The 20,176-nt window shown below is 66.0% G+C and carries 23 protein-coding genes; 12 read left to right on the top strand and 11 right to left on the bottom strand.

Annotation, left to right across the window (positions count from 1 at the left end; all coding sequences use genetic code 11):
• Positions 1-15 precede the first annotated feature (15 nt).
• Genes CTJ15_RS03305 through CTJ15_RS03290 form a run of 4 tightly spaced genes read left to right on the top strand, consistent with a single transcriptional unit; the run spans position 16 to position 2,953 of the window.
• On the top strand, positions 16-384 hold the full coding sequence (locus tag CTJ15_RS03305; protein WP_099780962.1) for a transposase: 369 nt from the start codon (positions 16-18) through the stop codon (positions 382-384).
• Positions 381-728 carry an IS66 family insertion sequence element accessory protein TnpB gene (tnpB, locus tag CTJ15_RS03300; RefSeq protein WP_099780963.1) on the top strand — a complete coding sequence of 116 codons (348 nt, stop codon included), beginning with the start codon at positions 381-383 and terminating at the stop codon, positions 726-728. The genes CTJ15_RS03305 and tnpB (CTJ15_RS03300) overlap by 4 nt, the downstream gene beginning before the upstream one ends.
• Positions 729-767: 39 nt before the next feature.
• Entirely contained in the window at positions 768-2,357 is a 1,590-nt protein-coding gene (locus tag CTJ15_RS03295) for an IS66 family transposase (protein ID WP_126281739.1), read from the top strand.
• Positions 2,354-2,953, top strand: coding sequence for a plasmid pRiA4b ORF-3 family protein (locus CTJ15_RS03290; protein WP_099780964.1), 600 nt, complete (start codon positions 2,354-2,356; stop codon positions 2,951-2,953). The genes CTJ15_RS03295 and CTJ15_RS03290 overlap by 4 nt, the downstream gene beginning before the upstream one ends.
• A gap of 270 nt (positions 2,954-3,223) precedes the next feature.
• Here CTJ15_RS03290 and CTJ15_RS03285 read toward each other — a convergent pair whose 3' ends face one another.
• The 6 genes from CTJ15_RS03285 to CTJ15_RS03265 all read right to left on the bottom strand — a co-directional run bounded on the left by CTJ15_RS03285 (position 3,224) and on the right by CTJ15_RS03265 (position 7,205).
• Positions 3,224-3,940 carry an IS6 family transposase gene (locus tag CTJ15_RS03285; RefSeq protein ID WP_099781123.1) on the bottom strand — a complete coding sequence of 239 codons (717 nt, stop codon included), beginning with the start codon at positions 3,938-3,940 and terminating at the stop codon, positions 3,224-3,226.
• The gene (locus CTJ15_RS03280) at positions 3,937-5,349 is read right to left on the bottom strand and encodes a DNA methyltransferase (RefSeq protein WP_099781122.1); all 1,413 of its coding nucleotides are present in this window, start codon (positions 5,347-5,349) and stop codon (positions 3,937-3,939) included. Before CTJ15_RS03280 ends, CTJ15_RS03285 begins: the two co-directional genes overlap by 4 nt.
• Positions 5,350-5,386: 37 nt before the next feature.
• The gene (locus CTJ15_RS23760; protein WP_193009578.1) at positions 5,387-5,608 is read right to left on the bottom strand and encodes a hypothetical protein; all 222 of its coding nucleotides are present in this window, start codon (positions 5,606-5,608) and stop codon (positions 5,387-5,389) included.
• 165 nt (positions 5,609-5,773) lie between these two features.
• Complete coding sequence (locus tag CTJ15_RS03275) at positions 5,774-6,451, bottom strand: recombinase family protein (protein WP_099781121.1); 678 nt, start codon at positions 6,449-6,451, stop codon at positions 5,774-5,776.
• Between the two features lie 99 nt (positions 6,452-6,550).
• Positions 6,551-6,952: a DUF2442 domain-containing protein gene (locus CTJ15_RS03270; protein ID WP_099781120.1), complete on the bottom strand. Its 402-nt coding sequence runs from the start codon at positions 6,950-6,952 to the stop codon at positions 6,551-6,553.
• A complete protein-coding gene (locus tag CTJ15_RS03265; protein ID WP_226945921.1) occupies positions 6,945-7,205 on the bottom strand; it encodes a DUF4160 domain-containing protein in 261 nt (86 codons plus the stop codon). The genes CTJ15_RS03270 and CTJ15_RS03265 overlap by 8 nt, the downstream gene beginning before the upstream one ends.
• A gap of 144 nt (positions 7,206-7,349) precedes the next feature.
• On the opposite strand from CTJ15_RS03265, the gene CTJ15_RS03260 reads away from it, so the two are divergent.
• The 3 genes from CTJ15_RS03260 to CTJ15_RS03250 all read left to right on the top strand — a co-directional run bounded on the left by CTJ15_RS03260 (position 7,350) and on the right by CTJ15_RS03250 (position 12,163).
• Positions 7,350-9,548: an ATP-dependent RecD-like DNA helicase gene (locus CTJ15_RS03260; RefSeq protein ID WP_099781119.1), complete on the top strand. Its 2,199-nt coding sequence runs from the start codon at positions 7,350-7,352 to the stop codon at positions 9,546-9,548.
• Between the two features lie 153 nt (positions 9,549-9,701).
• Positions 9,702-10,403: a ParA family protein gene (locus CTJ15_RS03255; RefSeq protein WP_099781118.1), complete on the top strand. Its 702-nt coding sequence runs from the start codon at positions 9,702-9,704 to the stop codon at positions 10,401-10,403.
• Positions 10,404-11,251: 848 nt separating this feature from the next.
• On the top strand, positions 11,252-12,163 hold the full coding sequence (locus CTJ15_RS03250) for a replication protein RepA (RefSeq protein ID WP_314209727.1): 912 nt from the start codon (positions 11,252-11,254) through the stop codon (positions 12,161-12,163).
• Positions 12,164-12,774: 611 nt separating this feature from the next.
• Here the strand turns inward: CTJ15_RS03250 and CTJ15_RS03240 are convergent.
• The 4 genes from CTJ15_RS03240 to CTJ15_RS03225 are packed head-to-tail and all read right to left on the bottom strand — an operon-like array spanning position 12,775 to position 15,712.
• Positions 12,775-13,374 carry a plasmid pRiA4b ORF-3 family protein gene (locus CTJ15_RS03240; protein WP_099780964.1) on the bottom strand — a complete coding sequence of 200 codons (600 nt, stop codon included), beginning with the start codon at positions 13,372-13,374 and terminating at the stop codon, positions 12,775-12,777.
• Positions 13,371-14,960 (bottom strand): IS66 family transposase, encoded by a 1,590-nt coding sequence (locus tag CTJ15_RS03235; protein ID WP_126281739.1) that lies wholly within the window; start codon positions 14,958-14,960, stop codon positions 13,371-13,373. The genes CTJ15_RS03240 and CTJ15_RS03235 overlap by 4 nt, the downstream gene beginning before the upstream one ends.
• A 39-nt stretch (positions 14,961-14,999) precedes the next feature.
• A complete protein-coding gene (gene tnpB, locus CTJ15_RS03230) occupies positions 15,000-15,347 on the bottom strand; it encodes an IS66 family insertion sequence element accessory protein TnpB (protein WP_099780963.1) in 348 nt (115 codons plus the stop codon).
• Entirely contained in the window at positions 15,344-15,712 is a 369-nt protein-coding gene (locus CTJ15_RS03225; RefSeq protein WP_099780962.1) for a transposase, read from the bottom strand. The genes tnpB (CTJ15_RS03230) and CTJ15_RS03225 overlap by 4 nt, the downstream gene beginning before the upstream one ends.
• A 465-nt stretch (positions 15,713-16,177) precedes the next feature.
• Here CTJ15_RS03225 and CTJ15_RS03220 point away from each other — a divergent pair, with 465 nt between their 5' ends.
• Positions 16,178-16,420, top strand: a complete 243-nt coding sequence (locus CTJ15_RS03220) for a hypothetical protein (protein ID WP_019463316.1) — start codon at positions 16,178-16,180, stop codon at positions 16,418-16,420.
• A 31-nt stretch (positions 16,421-16,451) separates the two neighbouring features.
• Complete coding sequence (locus CTJ15_RS03215) at positions 16,452-16,784, top strand: type II toxin-antitoxin system PemK/MazF family toxin (protein WP_237719429.1); 333 nt, start codon at positions 16,452-16,454, stop codon at positions 16,782-16,784.
• Between the two features lie 399 nt (positions 16,785-17,183).
• On the opposite strand, the gene CTJ15_RS03210 is transcribed toward CTJ15_RS03215, so the two are convergent.
• Positions 17,184-17,405 (bottom strand): hypothetical protein, encoded by a 222-nt coding sequence (locus CTJ15_RS03210; RefSeq protein ID WP_126281783.1) that lies wholly within the window; start codon positions 17,403-17,405, stop codon positions 17,184-17,186.
• 270 nt (positions 17,406-17,675) lie between these two features.
• Here CTJ15_RS03210 and CTJ15_RS03205 point away from each other — a divergent pair, with 270 nt between their 5' ends.
• The 3 genes from CTJ15_RS03205 to CTJ15_RS03195 are packed head-to-tail and all read left to right on the top strand — an operon-like array spanning position 17,676 to position 20,045.
• Positions 17,676-18,095, top strand: a complete 420-nt coding sequence (locus tag CTJ15_RS03205; RefSeq protein WP_099781116.1) for a transposase — start codon at positions 17,676-17,678, stop codon at positions 18,093-18,095.
• Complete coding sequence (tnpB, locus tag CTJ15_RS03200; RefSeq protein ID WP_027281944.1) at positions 18,092-18,448, top strand: IS66 family insertion sequence element accessory protein TnpB; 357 nt, start codon at positions 18,092-18,094, stop codon at positions 18,446-18,448. Before CTJ15_RS03205 ends, tnpB (CTJ15_RS03200) begins: the two co-directional genes overlap by 4 nt.
• A gap of 13 nt (positions 18,449-18,461) precedes the next feature.
• Positions 18,462-20,045 (top strand): IS66 family transposase, encoded by a 1,584-nt coding sequence (locus CTJ15_RS03195; RefSeq protein WP_099781115.1) that lies wholly within the window; start codon positions 18,462-18,464, stop codon positions 20,043-20,045.
• The last annotated feature ends 131 nt before the right edge of the window (positions 20,046-20,176 follow it).

The following is a 20,176-nucleotide window of genomic DNA, read 5'->3' as shown; positions in this document are numbered from 1 at the left end:
GGGGCGGTTTGGGACATGGAGATCATCAGCGGCGTCGAACGTCGCCGGCAATGGCGGGTGGCGGACAAGCTGCGGATCGTGGCCGAGGCTGAACGTCCCGGCGCGTGCTTCGTAGAGGTAGCTCGCCGGCATGAGGTGAGCCGGAGCGTACTTTGGGCTTGGCGCAAGCAGGCGCGGCAGGGCGTGCTGGTGGCCGAACCCGTGCCGATGTTCATGCCGGTGCAGGTGGCAGAGGACCTGCCGGCACCCGCCCCTCGGGCTGAGGCTGCGCCGGCGGCTTCTCCCCGGATCGAGATAGCCTTGCCGGACGGTACGGTGATCCGCGTCGACGAGGGGATCAGCGCTGCCGCGCTGCGGCGTGTGATGGCGGCACTGCGCGGATGATCCCGGTTCCCTCCGGTGTCCGGGTCTGGCTGGCGGCGGGCCACACCGACATGCGGCGCGGCATGAATGGCTTGGCGCTACAGGTGCAGCAGGCGCTCGGGCGCGATCCCCATGCCGGCGATCTCTACGTTTTTCGGGGCCGCCGCGGCGACCTGGTAAAAATCGTTTGGCATGACGGGCTCGGCATGTCGCTCTACGCCAAGCGGCTGGAGCGCGGCCGGTTCATCTGGCCGCCGCCGGCGGATGGCGCGGTGGCGATTTCCGGGTCGCAATTGGCCTACATGCTGGACGGCATCGATTGGCGGAACCCGCAACGGACATGGCGTCCGGAGGTCGCCGGATAAGGCTGGCAGGCGGGCATCGGGTATGATTCAATTTCTGTCGTGATACCCGCGCCGGACACCATCCCCGCCGATATCGACGCGCTGCGCACCGCGCTGGCGGCGGAGCAGTCGGCCCGGCGTGAGGCCGAGGCGCGGGCCTCCGGCGCCGAGGCGATGGTGGCGCATCTCAAGCTGCTGATCGCCCGGCTCAAGCACGACAAGTACGGCGCCTCCTCCGAGCGCGGCCGCAAGCTGCTCGACCAGTTGGAACTCGAGCTCGGCGAGTTGGTCGCCGCCGCCAGCGAGGACGCCGCCAAGGTCGAGGGCGCAGCCTACAAGGACGGCAGCACCCGCCGCCCCGACAGTCCGCCCCGCGGCCAGCCGGTGCGGGCCCCCCTGCCGGCTCACCTGCCACGCGAGCGGATTGTCCTGCCGGCGCCGACGACCTGTCCCTGCTGCAATGGCAGGCTGTCCAAGCTGGGCGAGGACATCACGGAAACGCTCGAGGTCGAGCCGATCAGATGGAAGGTCATCCAGACCGTGCGGGAGAGGTTCTCCTGTCGCTCCTGCGAGAGCGTCACCCAGCCGCCGGCACCGTTCCACCCCATCGCCCGCGGCCGGGCAGGACCGAACCTGCTGGCCATGATCCTGGAGGCCAAGTTCGGCCAGCACCTGCCGCTGAACCGCCAGAGCGAGACCTATGCCTTGCAGGGCATCGAACTCAGCGTCTCGACCATCGCCGGCTGGGTCGGGGCCTGCACCGCCAACCTGGACCCGCTGGTCACCCTCATCGAGGCCCATGTGCTGGCGGCCGAGCGGTTGCACGGCGACGATACCACCGTCCCCGTGCTGGCCAAGGGCAAGACCATCACCGGCCGGGTCTGGACCTATGTCCGCGACGACCGGCCCTTTGGCGGCCGGGCACCGCCGGCGGCGATGTTCCGCTACTCCCGTGACCGGACAGCCGAGCATCCGAACCGGCACTTGGTCGGCTATGCCGGCATCCTGCAGGCCGACGCCTATGCCGGGTACAACGGGCTCTACGAGGCCGACCGACAACCGGGGCCGGTCACCGAGGCAGCGTGTTGGGCGCATGGCAGGCGCAAGCTGTTCGAACTGGCCGAGTTGTCGCGGGCGCCGCTCGCCGTCGAGGCGGTGAGCCAGATCGACGCCATCTTTGATGCCGAGCGCACCATCAACAACCTGCCCGCCGAGGCGCGGCTCGTCCTTCGCCGGCAGCACGTCGCGCCGCTGGTCACCGACTTCGAGACCTGGATGCGCGAGAGCCGCGGCAAGGTGTCCCGGCACGCGCCGGTCGCCAAGGCCATGGACTACATGCTGGTGCGCTGGGAAGCCTTCACCCGGTTTCTCGGCAATGGCCGGATCTGCCTCACGAATAATGCTGCCGAACGGGCGCTGCGCGGTATCGCCCTTGGCAGGAAGTCGTGGCTGTTCGCCGGCAGCGATCGCGGCGGCGACCGGGCCGCGGCGATGTACTCGCTGATCTACACCGCCAAGCTGAACGACGTCGACCCGCGCGCCTGGCTGGCCGATGTCCTCGCCCGCATCGCCGACCACCCTGCCTCGCGCCTGCACGAGCTGCTGCCTTGGAACTGGACCCGTGCGAGGGAGGGCAAGGAAGCGGCATGACCAGCTCCAACATCGCCCGGCTGAAGATCACCCTCGACGACGTCAAGCCCGCGGTGACGCGCCGCGTCGAGGTGCCGCTGACCATCCGGCTCGATCGCCTGCATTTGGTGCTGCAGGCCGCCATGGGCTGGACCAACAGCCACCTTTACGAGATCCGCGCCCGCGGCGTGGGCTGGGGCGTGCCCGACCCAGACTGGGGAGACGGCCCGCTCGACGCCCGCAAGACGCGGCTCCTCGACGTCATCGAGGACACCGGCGCGAAGACGCTGAGGTACCTCTACGACTTCGGTGACGGCTGGGAACACACGGTCAAGGTCGAGCGCATCGCCGATGCTATCCCCGGCCTGCTCTACCCGTTCCTGATCAATGCTACAGGCCGTTGCCCACCCGAGGACGTTGGCGGACCCCCAGGTTATGCCGAGTTCCTCGACGCGATCGCCGACCCGAAGCACGAGAGCCACGCCGAGATGGTTCGCTGGGTCGGCGTGCCTTTCGATCCCGCCGGCATCGACTTCGAAGAGCACGCAAAAGCCGTCGACACCCTCGCCAAGGCGTGGTCACGCAAGCCAGCCACCCGGCGCAATTCCGCAAGCTGATCGCGGCCCTCCCAGGATCAGCGCCCCAGAGGAGCTCAGCCCCGACCGATAGCGGTGAACGCCGCCAATCCGCGGTCCTCGGCTACCCGCGGCCTTGGCCGTATGGGTACCTTCCTGCGCAGTGTCGCGGAGGCGGTGCTGCAGATGCTGATGGAGGCCGACGTGGAAGGCCAGATCGGTGCCGGGCGGCACGAGCGCACCGGCGGGCACCGTCAACTTGCCGGCCTCGAGGCGACGAGGCTGATTGATCGACAACGGACTCCAGGGCGATCAAGCCCGTGCGGCGACCCCGCTGACCTCGGACCACACCTCGAACGCGCGCGCCCTTGCGGCACGATAGTCGCAGGCGGTGACGTGGTCCCGGCGAAGATGAAAGAGGTTGTTGATCCCGTCGTGGGCGGAAAGGAAGCGCTGCGCTTGGCCAGCAGACTTGAACCGCTTCATCCCTCGTTCTCGTCGTCGTGTCGGCTGATGCGAGTTCTCAGCACGGTTGTTCAGCCCCTTGTGCTGGCGGTGCTCGACGGAAGGCATCACCTCCTTCTTCGCGGCGCCGTAGCTTGCCAGCTTGTCGGTGATCATGACCCGTGGTGGCCGCATCTGCCGCTTCAGCAGCTTCCTGAGTAGCCGCTTGGCAGCTTGCTTATCTCGTCGGCTCTGCACCAGCACGTCGAGTACCATCCCGGCCTGATCGACGGCGCGCCAGAGCCAGTGCGTCACACCGTTGATCTTGAGGACGACCTCATCCAGCTGCCACTTGTCACCGGTGCGGGGCAGCCGGCAGCGGATCTGATTGGCGAAAGCCTGACCGAACTTGCGGCCCCATTGCCGCAGTGTTTCGTGGCTAACCACGATGCCGCGGAAGGCCAGCATCTCTTCCACCATCCGCAAGCTGAGTGGGAAGCGGAAGTAAAGCCACACCGCCTGGCTGATGATCTCGCCCGGAAAGCGATACCCGACGAAGCTGGGGCAGGCGGCGGAGGCGGTCATCCTACCCCACTACCGGTGGTAGGCAGCTCGGGCAAGCTTGCAGCCGGCCAACTTGACGATACCGGGCACACCGAGGTCCAATCAATCTCGGCCGAGTTGCCGCACGTGATGCGCCCCGCCTGGTTCAACGGCAGGAACTTGCGGGTCTGGCCCAGGTCAGCCTCGGCCAGCTTGTCCATCTGGTACTGCGCAATCCACAGCCCGATCCGGGCCGCTTGGCATGCGAAGTCGTCGATCTCGATCCCGTAGAACGCGTCGAGCCGGACCACCTCGTGTGGCAACTCTCCGAGATGACGAAACGCGAGTCGCTCAAGTTCGCGCATGGCCTTATAGGCCAGGATCAGGAAGTTGCCCGAGCCACAGGCCGGATCAAACACCCGCACGGCCGCCAGCCGATTCAGAAAGACCCGTAGCTTGGGCTTGTTGCTCTTCGCCTGCTCTAACTCAGCGCTGAGGTCGTCCAGCAGGATCGGCCGCAGCACCTTCATGATGTTGGCCGCCGACGTGTAGTGCATCCCGAGTTCGCCGCGCTTATTCGGGTCGACCACGGCCTGCAGCATCGACCCGAAGATATCTGGGTTGATCAGCCGCCAGTCGAGCCGGGCGCAATCAAGCAGGTGCCGCCGGCATCGCCCGTCGAGTAGTGGCACTGGCAACGGATCGCGAAAGAGATCGCCGTTGACGTAAGGCAATCGCGACCATCCCCGGACCGGCCGCGCCTTCGCCTTCTCCGGAGCGAGATCCATGTGGGCAAATGCCCCCGCAAGAAAGTCTTGCAGGTCGCCACCGTCGGCCCTGGTCGATCGCTCCACGGCCGTCTGGAAGGCGTCTTTCTCGAAGATGCCAACATCGTCGGAAAACAGGCAGAACATAACGCGCGCCATGAACACATTGAGTGCATGGCGGTCCACTTCGCCCCTCCATCCCGGGTTTGCGTCGCGTACCGCGTCGAACAGGCGCGATAGATGCTTGGTGGCGCGGATGTCGGCCAGCCGTTCCGGGTCCGGCACGTGGCGCTCGTGGCCGCCCAACGGGAAGAGGATGTCGGCTTCATAGGCGAGGGCGTCCAGACTGAGCCGCTGCTCATCGCCGACCTTCGTGTCGCAGATCGCGATCGCGTCCCCGTCGTAAGCGATGACGATGCGGGTGCGCCTAGCTTTCGGCTTGGCCTCTTCCTCCGCCCGCATCGCCTCCATCGAGGGGACCGTCGCGCCCTTGTCCACAAGCGCGAAGCGAAGCATCCGCGTCCATGCGAACGATCCGCTGCCGGCCGCCTCGGCCCGGAGCTTCGTGATCGTCGCGCGCGGCGCACCCACGGCATCCATCAATTCGAGCCCGAAGCTTGCTCGGTCCGGCCGTCGCCCCACCAACGCCTCGACGTTGTCATAGATCTCGGTCGGACTCAGCATGCAGTCGTCCTACCACCTTGTGAAATTGTGCAAATCATCAATGGCCGCATTTCAGTACGGTGTGAGATTGCGAAGGTGCCGGATGGGTTCTTCTTCGGAAGAGCAGGATGTTGACCGGAGAGCCACTCGGGGCCGGCATCTCGCGAACGGCGACGCCGGGATCGGCATGAAAATTCAGCTCGTCGCGGTTTTGCACCACATACAGAGAGTTCTGAAGCATCGCATCAGTCCTGGCGCGTGGGCGCGCTTCGGTAGTCATGGTCGCAATTGCAGAAAGTTGAGCTGCGGCGCGGTCTGTCTACCACCGCGGTCACGCGCGTTGCTGGCCAACTGCTCACATCCGCTACGGAGCATCTGAAGTAAGCAGATGATTGGCTGAGGTGATGCGTAGAGTCGATGATGAGAGGGAGCATGCGGGCGGCGCCTACCTGATCGCACTTCGTGCGAGCACGGCCCTGACCTGGGTAGCGCCCCACCTTCCGCCGCGTGGGGTGCGTATGCCGCGCGCGTCCAGCACTGCTGCGATGCCGCGGAGACTGGTAACACCGCTAACCTGCGCCTGAAGAATGATGGGGACCACATTTTCTGCGAACCGCCGAGCTTCAGCAGCCGTCGCGGCGGCCCCTGCCCGACCGGCCTCATTGAGGTTCGTAGGATTACCCAGCCGGACACCCTGTCGCTTGTGCGCGGCCAGCGCTGCCCGCGTGCGCTCGGAGATCATGCGCCGTTCCTTCTCGGCCAGCGCGGCGTAGATGTGCAGCATGAATGGGTCCACGTCAGCGCCGAGTTCGGCGACGAGGAACGGTACCCGCTGCACCATCAGCCCTGCAATAAAATGAACGTCGCGTGACAGCCGATCGAGCTTGGCAGCCAGCATAACGCTGCGTTGCCGCTTTGCGGCTGCCAGCGCCAGAACGAGCTGTGGCCGGCGATCAAGCGCGTCGCTCCCCTTTCCCGTTTCCACCTCGGTGAACGCCTCGACGATCTCAAGGCCGTTCTGGACGGCGAAAGTTGTGCACCGCTCTCGCTGGGCATTCAGTCCTAGCCCGGATCGACCCTGGCGTTCGGTGGACACGCGATAGTAGGCGACGACGGGCTGCATACCCGTTCATTTGTGGGCATTCGGAGCTTTGTAGCAAGAGGCCAAACGACCGTTTGGCCTTTTGACGCTATCAAGCCAATGTTCCTGGTCCGAATAGCCTCATGCGGATTTCCGTGGCCGCCCTCCCCTGGCGCCGTTGGCTCGCGCCGCCGCTGCTTTTGCAGGCGACGTAGCCCGCCCGGCCTGACGGGCCATGAAGGCCCTGGTGCCGAACAGTCCCGCCAGGAGACCGAGGACCGAGAGGTCGGCATCGAGCGCCTCCCAGTGCAGGCCCGTGCCGGTTCCCAGCACCTCGACCTCGGCCAGCTGCTCGTCGGTTGCCCTTTCCAGTCCCTGCGCCAGGCGTGCCGGGAAGGCAAAGGTGCAGCCGTTGCTCAGTTCCACGATCACGCGCCCGGCCTGGCGGTCATAGCGTGCTGCCGTGGCCCTGGGCTCCGTCCGGCGCGCGGCCGCACCCCGGGCCAGCGCCTCGTCGATCTGCGTGTCGGTCAGCTCAGCCATGGATCTCCCTCCAGCGCGCCAGCAGGACGGCCTGTTGCCCGGTGATGGCATGCATGGCGCGGCGAACTTCGCCGCGGCTCATGCCCTCAGCCCAGACCAGCTCCGGAAGACCACCCCTGCCGATCAGGTTGATCTTGGCCTCACCGTCTCCGAAGACATGGACATGAGCAGGATCGTGATCGTTGGCATAGATGACCACGCGCAGGCCGTGGACACGTAGCACAGTCACCCTGAGTACGTCATAACCCATCATGATGGGTTAATCAAGCTTGTTGAGCCAGTCCACCGCCCGTGGATCGTCTGGCGCACCTCTGCCTTTACGCCCTCGGTGATCAGACAATCCTGGTGGAGACATGAGCCCGATGCGCAGGCATCATCGTTCGCCTATCTGAGGACCATGCCCGGCATCCCGGCCCCCTCCCCTGCCCCGGCGGATCGCGGCCTGCCCACCGAGGCGCTGGCCGGGCTGGTGGAACGCGTCACCTACCACAGCGCCGAGAACGGCTTCTGCGTGCTGCGGGTCAAGGCGCGCGGCCACCGCGACCCGGTCACCGTGGTGGGCCACGCCGCCTCGATCTCGGCCGGCGAATGGGTGCAGATGTCGGGCGCCTGGGTCAACGACCGCGCCCACGGCCTGCAGTTCAGGGCAGGCTTCCTCAAGGCCACCCAACCCACGACGCGCGAGGGCATCGAGAAGTACCTGGGCTCGGGCATGATCCGCGGCATCGGTCCGGTCTACGCGGCCAGGCTGGTGGCGGCCTTCGGCGAGGCGGTGTTCGAGCTGATCGAGGCCGAGCCCGCCCGGCTGCGCGAGGTCACCGGCATCGGCCCCAGGCGTGCGGCGCGCATCGTCGCCGGCTGGGCCGGGCAGAAGGTGATCCGCGAGATCATGCTGTTCCTGCATGCCAACGGGGTGGGCACCTCGCGCGCGGTACGGATCTACAAGACCTACGGAGCGCGGGCCGTGGAGGTGATCACGGAGAACCCCTACCGCCTGGCGCGCGACATCCGCGGCATCGGCTTCCGCACCGCCGACACCGTGGCGGGCAGGCTCGGCATCGAGCCCACGGCGATGATCCGGGTCCGCGCCGGGATCTCCTTCGCGCTCGCCGAGGCCACCGGTGAGGGGCACTGCGGCCTGCCGGTGGGCGAGCTGACCGCGCTCGCGGGCAAGCTGCTGGAGGTGAGTCCCGAGCTGATCGAGGCGGCCCTGGCTCTCGAACTCGACGCCGGCGAGGTGGTGACCGACACGCTGGAGGGCGGGCCTTGTGTGTTCCTGGCCGGGCTGTACCGCGCCGAGCAAGAGATCGCCGGGCGGCTGCGGCGGCTGGCCGCGGGCCGGCAGCCCTGGCCCGCCATCGATGCCGACCGGGCGATCCCCTGGGTGGAGGAGCGGACCGGGCTGACGCTTGCGGCCAGCCAGCGCGAGGCGCTGCGGCTGGCGCTCTCCTCCAAGGTGCTGGTGATCACCGGCGGCCCGGGTGTGGGCAAGACCACGCTGGTGAACGCCATCCTGCGGGTGATCCGGGCCAGGGGGGTGGAGGTGGCGCTCTGCGCCCCGACGGGACGGGCGGCCAGGCGCCTGAGCGAGAGCACGGGGCTGGAGGCGCGGACCATCCACCGGCTGCTGGAGAGCGACCCGAAGACCGGTGGGTTCAAGCGCGACGAGACGAACCCCTTGGCCTGCCAGCTGCTGGTGGCCGACGAGACCTCGATGGTGGACGTGCCGCTGATGCGCGCCCTGCTGCGGGCGCTGCCCGACGAGGCGGCGCTGCTGCTGGTGGGCGACGTGGACCAGCTCCCCTCGGTGGGCCCCGGGCAGGTGCTGGCCGACGTCATCGGCTCGGGCGTCCTGCCGGTGGTGCGGCTGACCGAGGTGTTCCGCCAGGCGGCCGAGAGCCGGATCGTGACCAGTGCCCACCGCATCAACCGCGGTCGGCTGCCGGAGCTCGAGGCGACGGCGGGCAGCGATTTCTTCTTCGTCGGGGCGGAGGAGCCGGAGGAGGGTGTGCGCAAGCTGCTCACCCTGGTGGGCGAGCGCATCCCGGCGCGCTTCGGGCTGGATCCGATCCGCGACGTGCAGGTGCTCTGCCCGATGAACCGGGGCGGGCTGGGGGCCAGGGCGCTGAACGCCGCGCTGCAGGCGGCGCTGAACCCGCCCGGGGACCTCAGGGTCGAGCGCTTCGGCTGGACCTTCGGCCCCGGCGACAAGGTCATGCAGGTGGCCAACAGCTACGACCGGGAGGTGTTCAACGGCGACCTCGGCGTGATCACAGGGGTGGACCTGGAGGAGGGCGAGCTCACGGTGGTCTTCGACGGGCGGGAGGTCGCCTACGGCTTCGGGGAGCTGGACGAGCTGGTGCTGGCCTACGCCACCACCATCCACAAGGCCCAGGGCTCGGAGTACCCGGCGGTGGTGATCCCGCTCAGCACGCAGCACTACGCCATGCTGGCGCGCAACCTGCTCTACACCGGCGTGACGCGGGGCCGGAAGCTGGTGGTGCTGCTCGGGCAGCGCCGGGCCCTGGCGATCGCCGTGCGCAACCAGGGCATGCGCCGGCGCTGGTCGAAGCTCCGGGAGTGGCTGGCTCTGTAGCTGGCATCCGCCAGCGCCTCTGCGTCTCCAGCACAATTTCTGAGGCTGCTTCATAGATAGCCGAACCTATTCAGACATCCACCGCATAAACGTACGTATGATCGGCAATACGTACGTTTGTAGGATAGTACGTTTGTGCGAGCGACATTGCGTATGGTAGACATGATGTACGAACGTATGATCGCTCGGACATGGAGACGTATGCGAATGACGGTCTTAACATTGGCTGGGTCAAAGGGAGGCTGCGGCAAGAGCACATTGGGTCGGGCTATGTCTGCTCTCCTAGCGCGTGAAGGAGCATCTTTCGCGGTGGTGGATGCGGACCCCAACAAGGCGCTTTCTCGATGGCTTACTGCCATTTACGAGGGACCGGAGATTACTCACTGCGCCGAGGCAAACGAGGACCGATTGGCACACTTAATTGCTGAGTTGCGCGACCAGCACGATTTAGTGCTCGTGGACACCGCCGGGTTTGAGAACCTTGGATCGTCGGTAGCAATTGCCTCGGCTGATGCGGTGCTCATCCCCTGCAAGGCTTCGGAAGCAGACCTCTACGAAGCCAGGACCACTGCCACAAAGGTCAAGTCACTTTCTGTTACTACTCGGCGGACAATCCCGGCTTGGGTAATTCTCAATTCCGTCCGAACTACGGCTGTAGCTGCTCATGCCGCCGAACAGATTAAGGAGGCAGGGCTAGAACGGCTCAGTGCTTCCCTTGGCCACCGAGCAGATTATGAGGCGGTAAGCCACACGGGGAAAATGCCGACTAGCGGTGCCGCCTTCCGTGAGGTCACGGATCTCATCGCAGAACTTCGAGCCAAAGATGCCATGCCCGCTGTCCGGGTGACCGCCTGATGGCCAAGCCCACATTTAAGAAGCTGCCCGAGGCAGAGCAAAGGATGCCTCCGACAGAGTTAGTGGCTGCAGTACGAGCAGAAGACCCGAGCGTTCCTCCAGCGCGTGTAGAAGTAGAGCACGACACTCAGACGGCAATACGTCATTTCAGCCATACGTATGATCGACATGGCGGACAGACAATAGGTCAATCAGACGTCCAGCCATCCACGTCAATCTCGGGCACTCTTGCACCAAAGCGAGACGCTCCATCAATAAATCAGCATGTCGACAATACGAAAAGACGTCCTGACGGCAATACGTCTGAACGATCAGATGTTCTGACCGCTCTGACTGTACGGTTGCGTCAGAGTACTCTCGATGCAGTGCTGGCATCCTCCGAAAAACGGGGAGTTACGCTCAAGCAGGTTCTGACACACGCCTTGCGGGATGCCGGGATAAAGGTGGCCGCAGCCGATCTCGAAGATCGAACCCCCCGACGTAAGGTTCGTGGCGGGTGACCAGCATGACACATGGGGGTGGACTCTTGCGAGCAATGTCCACTGTGGACTCTTGCGAGCAAAAGAGTAACCGAATCGGGCTCGTCTGGCTGAAGTGGAAACATTGCCAGCCGTCCTTCAGCTCACAAGGCAGCCGAGGACTCTTGCGAGTGGTCTGTGGACTCTTGCGATACGCCTAAACGTTGAATCAATGACTTCTGCCGGTTATCCCGTGGACTCTTGCGAGCAAGCTAATAGTTTAGAATCTCTAATAACCTCAAATAGCTTCGCTCGCAGGAGTCCACAGGCGACAGATCCAGTTGCCATGGCATAAGGGGCTGAAGTCTGGGGAGATAGCCGGTGGGGACGGTGCATCGTCTGATCGAGACCCAGGGCAAGATGGCAGCCCTGGCAACCGACATCGACCGGCGCGTTGTGGAAGCCGCTTCGTCATACATGGCCGACGAGGATTCCAACGTTGGCTTCATCTACTCTGGCTGGACCCAAGCAGCGCTCCCGCACAAACGTCTCCCCGACGATGCCATTTGGAAGATCAGTTCTGAGCACGTAACCCTTCTGGTCGAACCAGGTCGGCGAACTGTGGACTCTTGCGAGGAAGCAGAGTGGGTAGGGGTGCCTTACGGGAGTCGCGCCCGTCTAATTTTACTCTTTCTTCAATCCGAAGCACTTCGGACTGGAGGGCGGGAAATCGAGCTTGGACGCAGCCTCCGCGCGTGGTTATCGCGTCTCGGCATTCCAATCGGTGGTAAGTCTTTTAAGGACGTTCGGGAACAGGCGGAACGGATCTCACGCTGCAGACTAACGTTCCACATTCGGACCGCTGGTCGGGCTGGTTTGGTCAACCAAAACATCGTGGATACAGCGATGTTCGTTGGAAGCGACGACACGTCTCAGGGATCACTTTTCACCGATACCGTTCGCCTCTCAGAGAGCTTTTTTGAGCAACTCCAGAAGCATCCTGTTCCGATCGAGGAAGCAGCAATCAAGGCTCTTTCCAACAATAGCATGGCATTGGATATCTACTGCTGGCTAACTTACCGTCTACATGTCCTGCAGAGTCCAAAGCCGATTTCCTGGAAAGCGCTACAAGGACAGTTTGGAGTTGGCTATAAAGGTCTCCACCACTTCAAGCCGCGGTTTCTAGAAAACCTTGGTCTTGCATGTGCAGTCTATCCAAGGGCAGAATTAGAAGTGGATGAACGCGGATTGACACTGAAACCGTCGAAATCACCAGTCATGCCTCGTCTGATTAAAGCGTAACCGGTACAACCCATTCAAAAGCACTTGAACGGCCAGAGAGGCAAGTGAGGCTGCTGGGCCTCGTCAATTGGTATGAGTGATATTTGTTGCTATTATGAAACATTCGTCTATCTGAGGTGGGATGTACCATCTTAGATAGACATCCAGTCTAACCCATTGCTCGCGCCGGAATGGCCGGGACGATATCGGTCCTCGGGAAGTCATTGCCTTCGAAGAGCAGGGGCAGGTTCCAGCACTTGGCCAGGGCATAGGAAGCGCAGTCGCCAAGGTTGAGCGCGGCCGGGTGACGCCCCTTGCCATACGCCGGAACGCTTCCCGGGCGGTCTCCGCCTGCTCCCGGTCCTGTGCCACCACATGCATGCCGGCCCCGGCGATGATGTGCAGGAAGGCATCCGCCTCCGGTTCCCGCCGCAGGATGGCGATCAGCACCGAGCTGTCCACGGCAATCACACGGGCAGGCCGTCCTCGTCGTACAGATCCGCCTCGGTCAGCGGTTCTTCCGTACCCATACGGCCAAGGCCGCGGGTAGCCGAGGACCGCGGATTGGCGGCGTTCACCGCTATCGGTCGGGGCTGAGCTCCTCTGGGGCGCTGATCCTGGGAGGGCCGCGATCAGCTTGCGGAATTGCGCCGGGTGGCTGGCTTGCGTGACCACGCCTTGGCGAGGGTGTCGACGGCTTTTGCGTGCTCTTCGAAGTCGATGCCGGCGGGATCGAAAGGCACGCCGACCCAGCGAACCATCTCGGCGTGGCTCTCGTGCTTCGGGTCGGCGATCGCGTCGAGGAACTCGGCATAACCTGGGGGTCCGCCAACGTCCTCGGGTGGGCAACGGCCTGTAGCATTGATCAGGAACGGGTAGAGCAGGCCGGGGATAGCATCGGCGATGCGCTCGACCTTGACCGTGTGTTCCCAGCCGTCACCGAAGTCGTAGAGGTACCTCAGCGTCTTCGCGCCGGTGTCCTCGATGACGTCGAGGAGCCGCGTCTTGCGGGCGTCGAGCGGGCCGTCTCCCCAGTCTGGGTCGGGCACGCCCCAGCCCACGCCGCGGGCGCGGATCTCGTAAAGGTGGCTGTTGGTCCAGCCCATGGCGGCCTGCAGCACCAAATGCAGGCGATCGAGCCGGATGGTCAGCGGCACCTCGACGCGGCGCGTCACCGCGGGCTTGACGTCGTCGAGGGTGATCTTCAGCCGGGCGATGTTGGAGCTGGTCATGCCGCTTCCTTGCCCTCCCTCGCACGGGTCCAGTTCCAAGGCAGCAGCTCGTGCAGGCGCGAGGCAGGGTGGTCGGCGATGCGGGCGAGGACATCGGCCAGCCAGGCGCGCGGGTCGACGTCGTTCAGCTTGGCGGTGTAGATCAGCGAGTACATCGCCGCGGCCCGGTCGCCGCCGCGATCGCTGCCGGCGAACAGCCACGACTTCCTGCCAAGGGCGATACCGCGCAGCGCCCGTTCGGCAGCATTATTCGTGAGGCAGATCCGGCCATTGCCGAGAAACCGGGTGAAGGCTTCCCAGCGCACCAGCATGTAGTCCATGGCCTTGGCGACCGGCGCGTGCCGGGACACCTTGCCGCGGCTCTCGCGCATCCAGGTCTCGAAGTCGGTGACCAGCGGCGCGACGTGCTGCCGGCGAAGGACGAGCCGCGCCTCGGCGGGCAGGTTGTTGATGGTGCGCTCGGCATCAAAGATGGCGTCGATCTGGCTCACCGCCTCGACGGCGAGCGGCGCCCGCGACAACTCGGCCAGTTCGAACAGCTTGCGCCTGCCATGCGCCCAACACGCTGCCTCGGTGACCGGCCCCGGTTGTCGGTCGGCCTCGTAGAGCCCGTTGTACCCGGCATAGGCGTCGGCCTGCAGGATGCCGGCATAGCCGACCAAGTGCCGGTTCGGATGCTCGGCTGTCCGGTCACGGGAGTAGCGGAACATCGCCGCCGGCGGTGCCCGGCCGCCAAAGGGCCGGTCGTCGCGGACATAGGTCCAGACCCGGCCGGTGATGGTCTTGCCCTTGGCCAGCACGGGGACGGTGGTATCGTCGCCGTGCAACCGCTCGGCCGCCAGCACATGGGCCTCGATGAGGGTGACCAGCGGGTCCAGGTTGGCGGTGCAGGCCCCGACCCAGCCGGCGATGGTCGAGACGCTGAGTTCGATGCCCTGCAAGGCATAGGTCTCGCTCTGGCGGTTCAGCGGCAGGTGCTGGCCGAACTTGGCCTCCAGGATCATGGCCAGCAGGTTCGGTCCTGCCCGGCCGCGGGCGATGGGGTGGAACGGTGCCGGCGGCTGGGTGACGCTCTCGCAGGAGCGACAGGAGAACCTCTCCCGCACGGTCTGGATGACCTTCCATCTGATCGGCTCGACCTCGAGCGTTTCCGTGATGTCCTCGCCCAGCTTGGACAGCCTGCCATTGCAGCAGGGACAGGTCGTCGGCGCCGGCAGGACAATCCGCTCGCGTGGCAGGTGAGCCGGCAGGGGGGCCCGCACCGGCTGGCCGCGGGGCGGACTGTCGGGGCGGCGGGTGCTGCCGTCCTTGTAGGCTGCGCCCTCGACCTTGGCGGCGTCCTCGCTGGCGGCGGCGACCAACTCGCCGAGCTCGAGTTCCAACTGGTCGAGCAGCTTGCGGCCGCGCTCGGAGGAGGCGCCGTACTTGTCGTGCTTGAGCCGGGCGATCAGCAGCTTGAGATGCGCCACCATCGCCTCGGCGCCGGAGGCCCGCGCCTCGGCCTCACGCCGGGCCGACTGCTCCGCCGCCAGCGCGGTGCGCAGCGCGTCGATATCGGCGGGGATGGTGTCCGGCGCGGGTATCACGACAGAAATTGAATCATACCCGATGCCCGCCTGCCAGCCTTATCCGGCGACCTCCGGACGCCATGTCCGTTGCGGGTTCCGCCAATCGATGCCGTCCAGCATGTAGGCCAATTGCGACCCGGAAATCGCCACCGCGCCATCCGCCGGCGGCGGCCAGATGAACCGGCCGCGCTCCAGCCGCTTGGCGTAGAGCGACATGCCGAGCCCGTCATGCCAAACGATTTTTACCAGGTCGCCGCGGCGGCCCCGAAAAACGTAGAGATCGCCGGCATGGGGATCGCGCCCGAGCGCCTGCTGCACCTGTAGCGCCAAGCCATTCATGCCGCGCCGCATGTCGGTGTGGCCCGCCGCCAGCCAGACCCGGACACCGGAGGGAACCGGGATCATCCGCGCAGTGCCGCCATCACACGCCGCAGCGCGGCAGCGCTGATCCCCTCGTCGACGCGGATCACCGTACCGTCCGGCAAGGCTATCTCGATCCGGGGAGAAGCCGCCGGCGCAGCCTCAGCCCGAGGGGCGGGTGCCGGCAGGTCCTCTGCCACCTGCACCGGCATGAACATCGGCACGGGTTCGGCCACCAGCACGCCCTGCCGCGCCTGCTTGCGCCAAGCCCAAAGTACGCTCCGGCTCACCTCATGCCGGCGAGCTACCTCTACGAAGCACGCGCCGGGACGTTCAGCCTCGGCCACGATCCGCAGCTTGTCCGCCACCCGCCATTGCCGGCGACGTTCGACGCCGCTGATGATCTCCATGTCCCAAACCGCCCCGTTCTTAACAACGCTCCTACGAGCGTTGATAAGATCAGAAGACAGGTTCAGCCCCAGGCTGGAAGGCGGCCCTCACCGAAGGGGTACGCAGGAAGTTACCATCTCCTGCTTTCGCCAGCAGGTCCGCCAGTGGCAATCTCTCCTCGGTCATCGGGTCCTCGGCCGGTCAGGGGTGGGAGCGTCGCAACTCCACGCTAGCCGCCAGGTCCGATGGCCACCCAAGCCCTACATCCCGGCCAACGCCGGATTTTCTACCACCTCCGCGGCGTTACCGACGGCAGAGATCACACCATCTCGCGCTACCAAGACCTGCCGCGGCCCGAAAGATGGCAGAACTGAGCTCTCCGAGCCCTTCCGCGCACACGTCTCGTAAGCAACAGGATGCGCCCTTGCGGATCAACTTGTATGCACTACAATTATGTAGTGCGTGAAGAGCTACGGAGGTTCATCATGGGTGTACCGATCTCCATCCGCCTGGATGACGAGGTGCGGGCCGAGCTGGAGGCCCAGGCCCAATCGCGGGGCATCGGCTTGGCTACCCTGCTGCGCGATCTCGCGACCGAGGCGGCCCGCGCGACGCGGCGTGCCCGCATCCGGCAGGCCAGCGCGGTGGTCGGCACCCGCGTCGCCGCGTCCGACGAGGCGCGGGCCTTCTACGAGGACTGGGGCACGCCGCGCGCCGATGCCGGCTGACCCGCCCCTCGCCCTCAGGGCGGGACAGATCGTGCTGGCTGACTGGCGCGGCGACGCCCTGCCCAAGGAGCCGAACAAGCGGCGCCCGGCCGTGGTGGTGGAGGATGACGGCCTGTTCGCACCGTCCTACCCGAACGCCATCCTGGTGCCGCTGACCGAGGACGACGGGTTGGTCATTCCCGACTTGGCGGTAGCCATCGCGCCGACAGCGGAGAACGGCTGCAGCAAGCCATGCTGGGCGGTATCGCACCTGGTCGCCACCACCTCCAAGCTGCGACTGAGGGCGACCGCGTCGCACATCACGCCCGAGCAGCTGGCCGCCATCCGCCGGCAGGTCGCGCTCGCGGTCGGCGTGGAAGGATAGCCCGTTCATCCCCTCAGGCTTCGGGGCGGATGGGTCGGAGCCTTCCGTGTCCCGCGTGGCCTGCACCGGGTTGCACCGGAAGCTAGCTATCTAGCTACCTGGACAATGCCGCAGCCGAAGCGCGGGATCTGCTGCCGAAGAACGATTGCGGCCAGGGATTGCTTTGACAGCATTCCTACTCCCGCGATCACTACTCCTCGGCGTTAGCCAAGCCCTTCGACGCATTGTAGTTTCGAGCAAGATCAGGTCCGCCTCCTCCATCTCCTCGACTGCCACGGTGACCCACACCTGGGCGGTGCCACCGCAGCACGGACAGGTCAGCTTTCCCTTCCAGACCACGGAGCTGTCGAAGCCGCAGGCGCGGCACTGGAAACGGGCCATTCGTTGCTCCTCCGTTCCTCACCGAGGCGCGCGTTTCTGCGCCCTTTTCAGGAACGCCCCTGTCGTGAGCACATCGACGTCGGCGGCAGGATCCTGATTGCGGACGATGCCGGGGATACGCTCATCCTCGTGCAGCACGATCATCGCCCGGTCGCTGTCGGTGATCCTCTTGACCAGCCATTGCACGATGGCCGTCTTGCCGTCGCTGCGCAGCCTGTAGGCGGACTGGCTTTCCAGCACCGTGGCATATAGCCGGACAGGATGGTCATCGCCCCGGCCGCCTCCGCCTGTCATCCATTCACGGAGGGATAATGCGCCGGCTTCAACGCTGATGGACCTCTTCTGAAACCTGCTTGCTCTGTTGAAAGGCTCATGCGGCTTCGGCGAGGAGCATGAGGTTGTGGGTCAGGACACGCAGGATGAGTGTAAGCGCAGCTTTGAGGCCCGTCTTCCGGAGTAGGTCCTGATTGTGCTGGATCGGCTTGGGGCGGAGGGCTTCGAGCTATCGGTATGGACGACGTTAGGGACGACGCGAAGGGTGGCGGGTACCGCCGGATCGAGGTTCTGACGGGACCTGGCCGGCGGCGGATCTGGTCTGACGACGACAAGGCGCGGATTGTCTCGGAGACGCTGCAGCCTGGCGCGGTGGTCACCGAGGTGGCGCGCCGCTGGCAGGTCTGCCCGCAGCAGGTGTTTGGCTGGCGTCGCAAGATGCGGCTTGGGGTGGCCGGTGAAGCCAGAGCAGCGATGGACTTCGTGCCCATCGTGTCGGCGGCTCCGGCGGCCACACCGGAACGGGCGCCCTCGTGGGTCGCGCCGGGTCCTGTCATCGAGGTCAAGGTGGCTGGCGCTGTGCTGCGTGTCCCACCGGGCACCGACGCGGACCTGTTGACGACGCTGTTGCGGGCCATCCGGGCGTCCGCGACGTGATCACACTGCCTGCGGGGGCGCGGATCCTGCTGGCGAGCCAGCCCGTCGACTTTCGCAAGGGCGCGCATTCGCTGGCCGCGCTGGCGGCGGAGGTGCTGAGCGAGGATCCGTTCTCCGGCGTGGTGCTGGTGTTCCGCTCGAAGCGCGCTGACCGGGTCAAGATCGTGGTGTGGGATGGCAGCGGCCTGGTGCTGATCTGGAAGCAGTTGGAGGCCAACACGTTCCGCTGGCCGCCGGTGGTGGACGGCGCGCTGCGGCTGACGCAGGTGGAGTTCGCCGCGCTGTTTGCGGGGATCGATTGGACGCGGGTCCAGAGCACGAAACGGATTCCCACGCCGAGCGTGCCTGCGTAGCATCGGTACCACGATGCGCGCCGCTGCTGACGACACACCGACCCTGCCGGAGGATCCCGCGGCGCTGCGCGCGATGCTGCTGGCGGCCTGGGCGGAACGGGACGACGCGGTAGCCGAGCGCGACGCGCTGGCGGCGCGCAACGAGCGGCTGCGACACCTGCTGGGCAAGCTGCAGCGCATGCAGTTCGGGCGACGCTCGGAGCGTCTGCCCGAGGACCAGTTGCAGTTCGCCTTTGAGGAGGTCGAGGCGAGCCTAGCCGGCAACGAGGCTGAGGCGGAGAAGTGCTCGCCCGAGCTGCGCAAGACGAACACCGCCCAGCGCCGGGCGGGCCGTGGCCGACTACCGGCACACCTGCCCCGGGTGGAGGTGGTGCTGATGCCCGAGAGCACCGCCTGCCCGTGCTGCCAGGGCGCCCTGGTCGAGATCGGCGCCGACACCTCGGAGCGGTTGGACGTGATCCCGGCTCAGTTCCGGGTCTTGGTGACCAAGCGCCCGAAGCTGGCCTGCCGCGCCTGCGCGGGCGTTGTGCTGCAGGCACCCGCACCGGCCCGTCTGATCGAGGGCGGCATGCCGACCGAGGCCACCGTCGCCCATGTGCTGGTGTCGCGCTACGCCGACCACCTGCCGCTGTACCGCCAGGCGCAGATCCTGGCGCGCCAGGGCCTCACCATCGGCCGCGAGGTACTGGCCTCCTGGGTGGGCATGGCCGCCGCCGAGATCGCCCCGGTGGTGGCGCGGATGCGCGAGCTCCTGCTCGCCTCGGTCCGGCTATTTGCCGATGAGACCACCATGCCGGTGCTGGACCCGGGCCGGGGACAGACCAAGACGGGCTTTGCCTGGGTGATCGCGCGCGACGACCGGCCCTGGGGTGGCACCGACCCGCCCGCGGCGGTGTTCCGCTACGCCCCCGGCCGTGGGGCGGAGCATGCCCGGGCACTGCTGGCCGGCTACACGGGCATCCTCCAGTGCGACGGCTACGCCGCCTACAAGGGCCTGGCCGCGCCGGAGGGGGGCGGCCCCGGCGTGACACTGGCGTTCTGCTGGAGCCATGCCCGTCGTGAATTTTATGACCTGGCCCGGAAGAAAACAGCGCCGATTGCCACCGAGGCGTTGGTCCGTATCGCCGCCCTCTACGCCGTCGAGGCAGAGGTCAGGGGCAAGCCGCCCGACGAGCGCCGTGTCGTCCGGCAGGCCAGGAGCCGACCCCTGGTCGAGGACCTGTTCACCTGGCTCGAGCAGCAGCTGGCGCGCCTCCCAGGTGGTAGTCCGACGGCAGGGGTAATCCGCTATGCCCTGAATCACCGCCTCGGCCTGGAACGGTTCCTGGATGACGGCCGCATCGAGCTCGACAACAACACCGTCGAGCGCGCCATCCGGCCTCTCTGCCTGAGCCGAAAGAACGCCCTGTTTGCCAGCGGAGATGATGGGGGCCGCCGCTGGGCCGACCTCGCCTCCCTGGTCGAGACCTGCAAGCTCAACGGCGTCGACCCGCAGCGCTACCTTGCTGACCTGCTCACCCGCCTCGTCCACGGCTGGCCTAACAACCGCCTCGATGAACTCATGCCGTGGCACTGGGCCGACGCGAAAACCGTCTGACCCATACCGCACCCAACAAGGGTCCGTAGGCCTCGCTTACGGATGAGTTCGCGTCGCTGAGCCTGATGTCCTCGGGCGGTGAGTGCGGAGCCGAGGCGACGTTTGTGTTGGCTGAAGCCACTCTCGATAGT

Origin of the sequence: Roseomonas sp. FDAARGOS_362, assembly GCF_002754815.1 — a bacterium.
GTDB classification, from domain to species: Bacteria; Pseudomonadota; Alphaproteobacteria; order Acetobacterales; family Acetobacteraceae; genus Roseomonas; species Roseomonas mucosa.
Note: the sequence above shows the minus strand (reverse complement) of the source record. Positions and strands in the feature narration are given on the sequence as shown.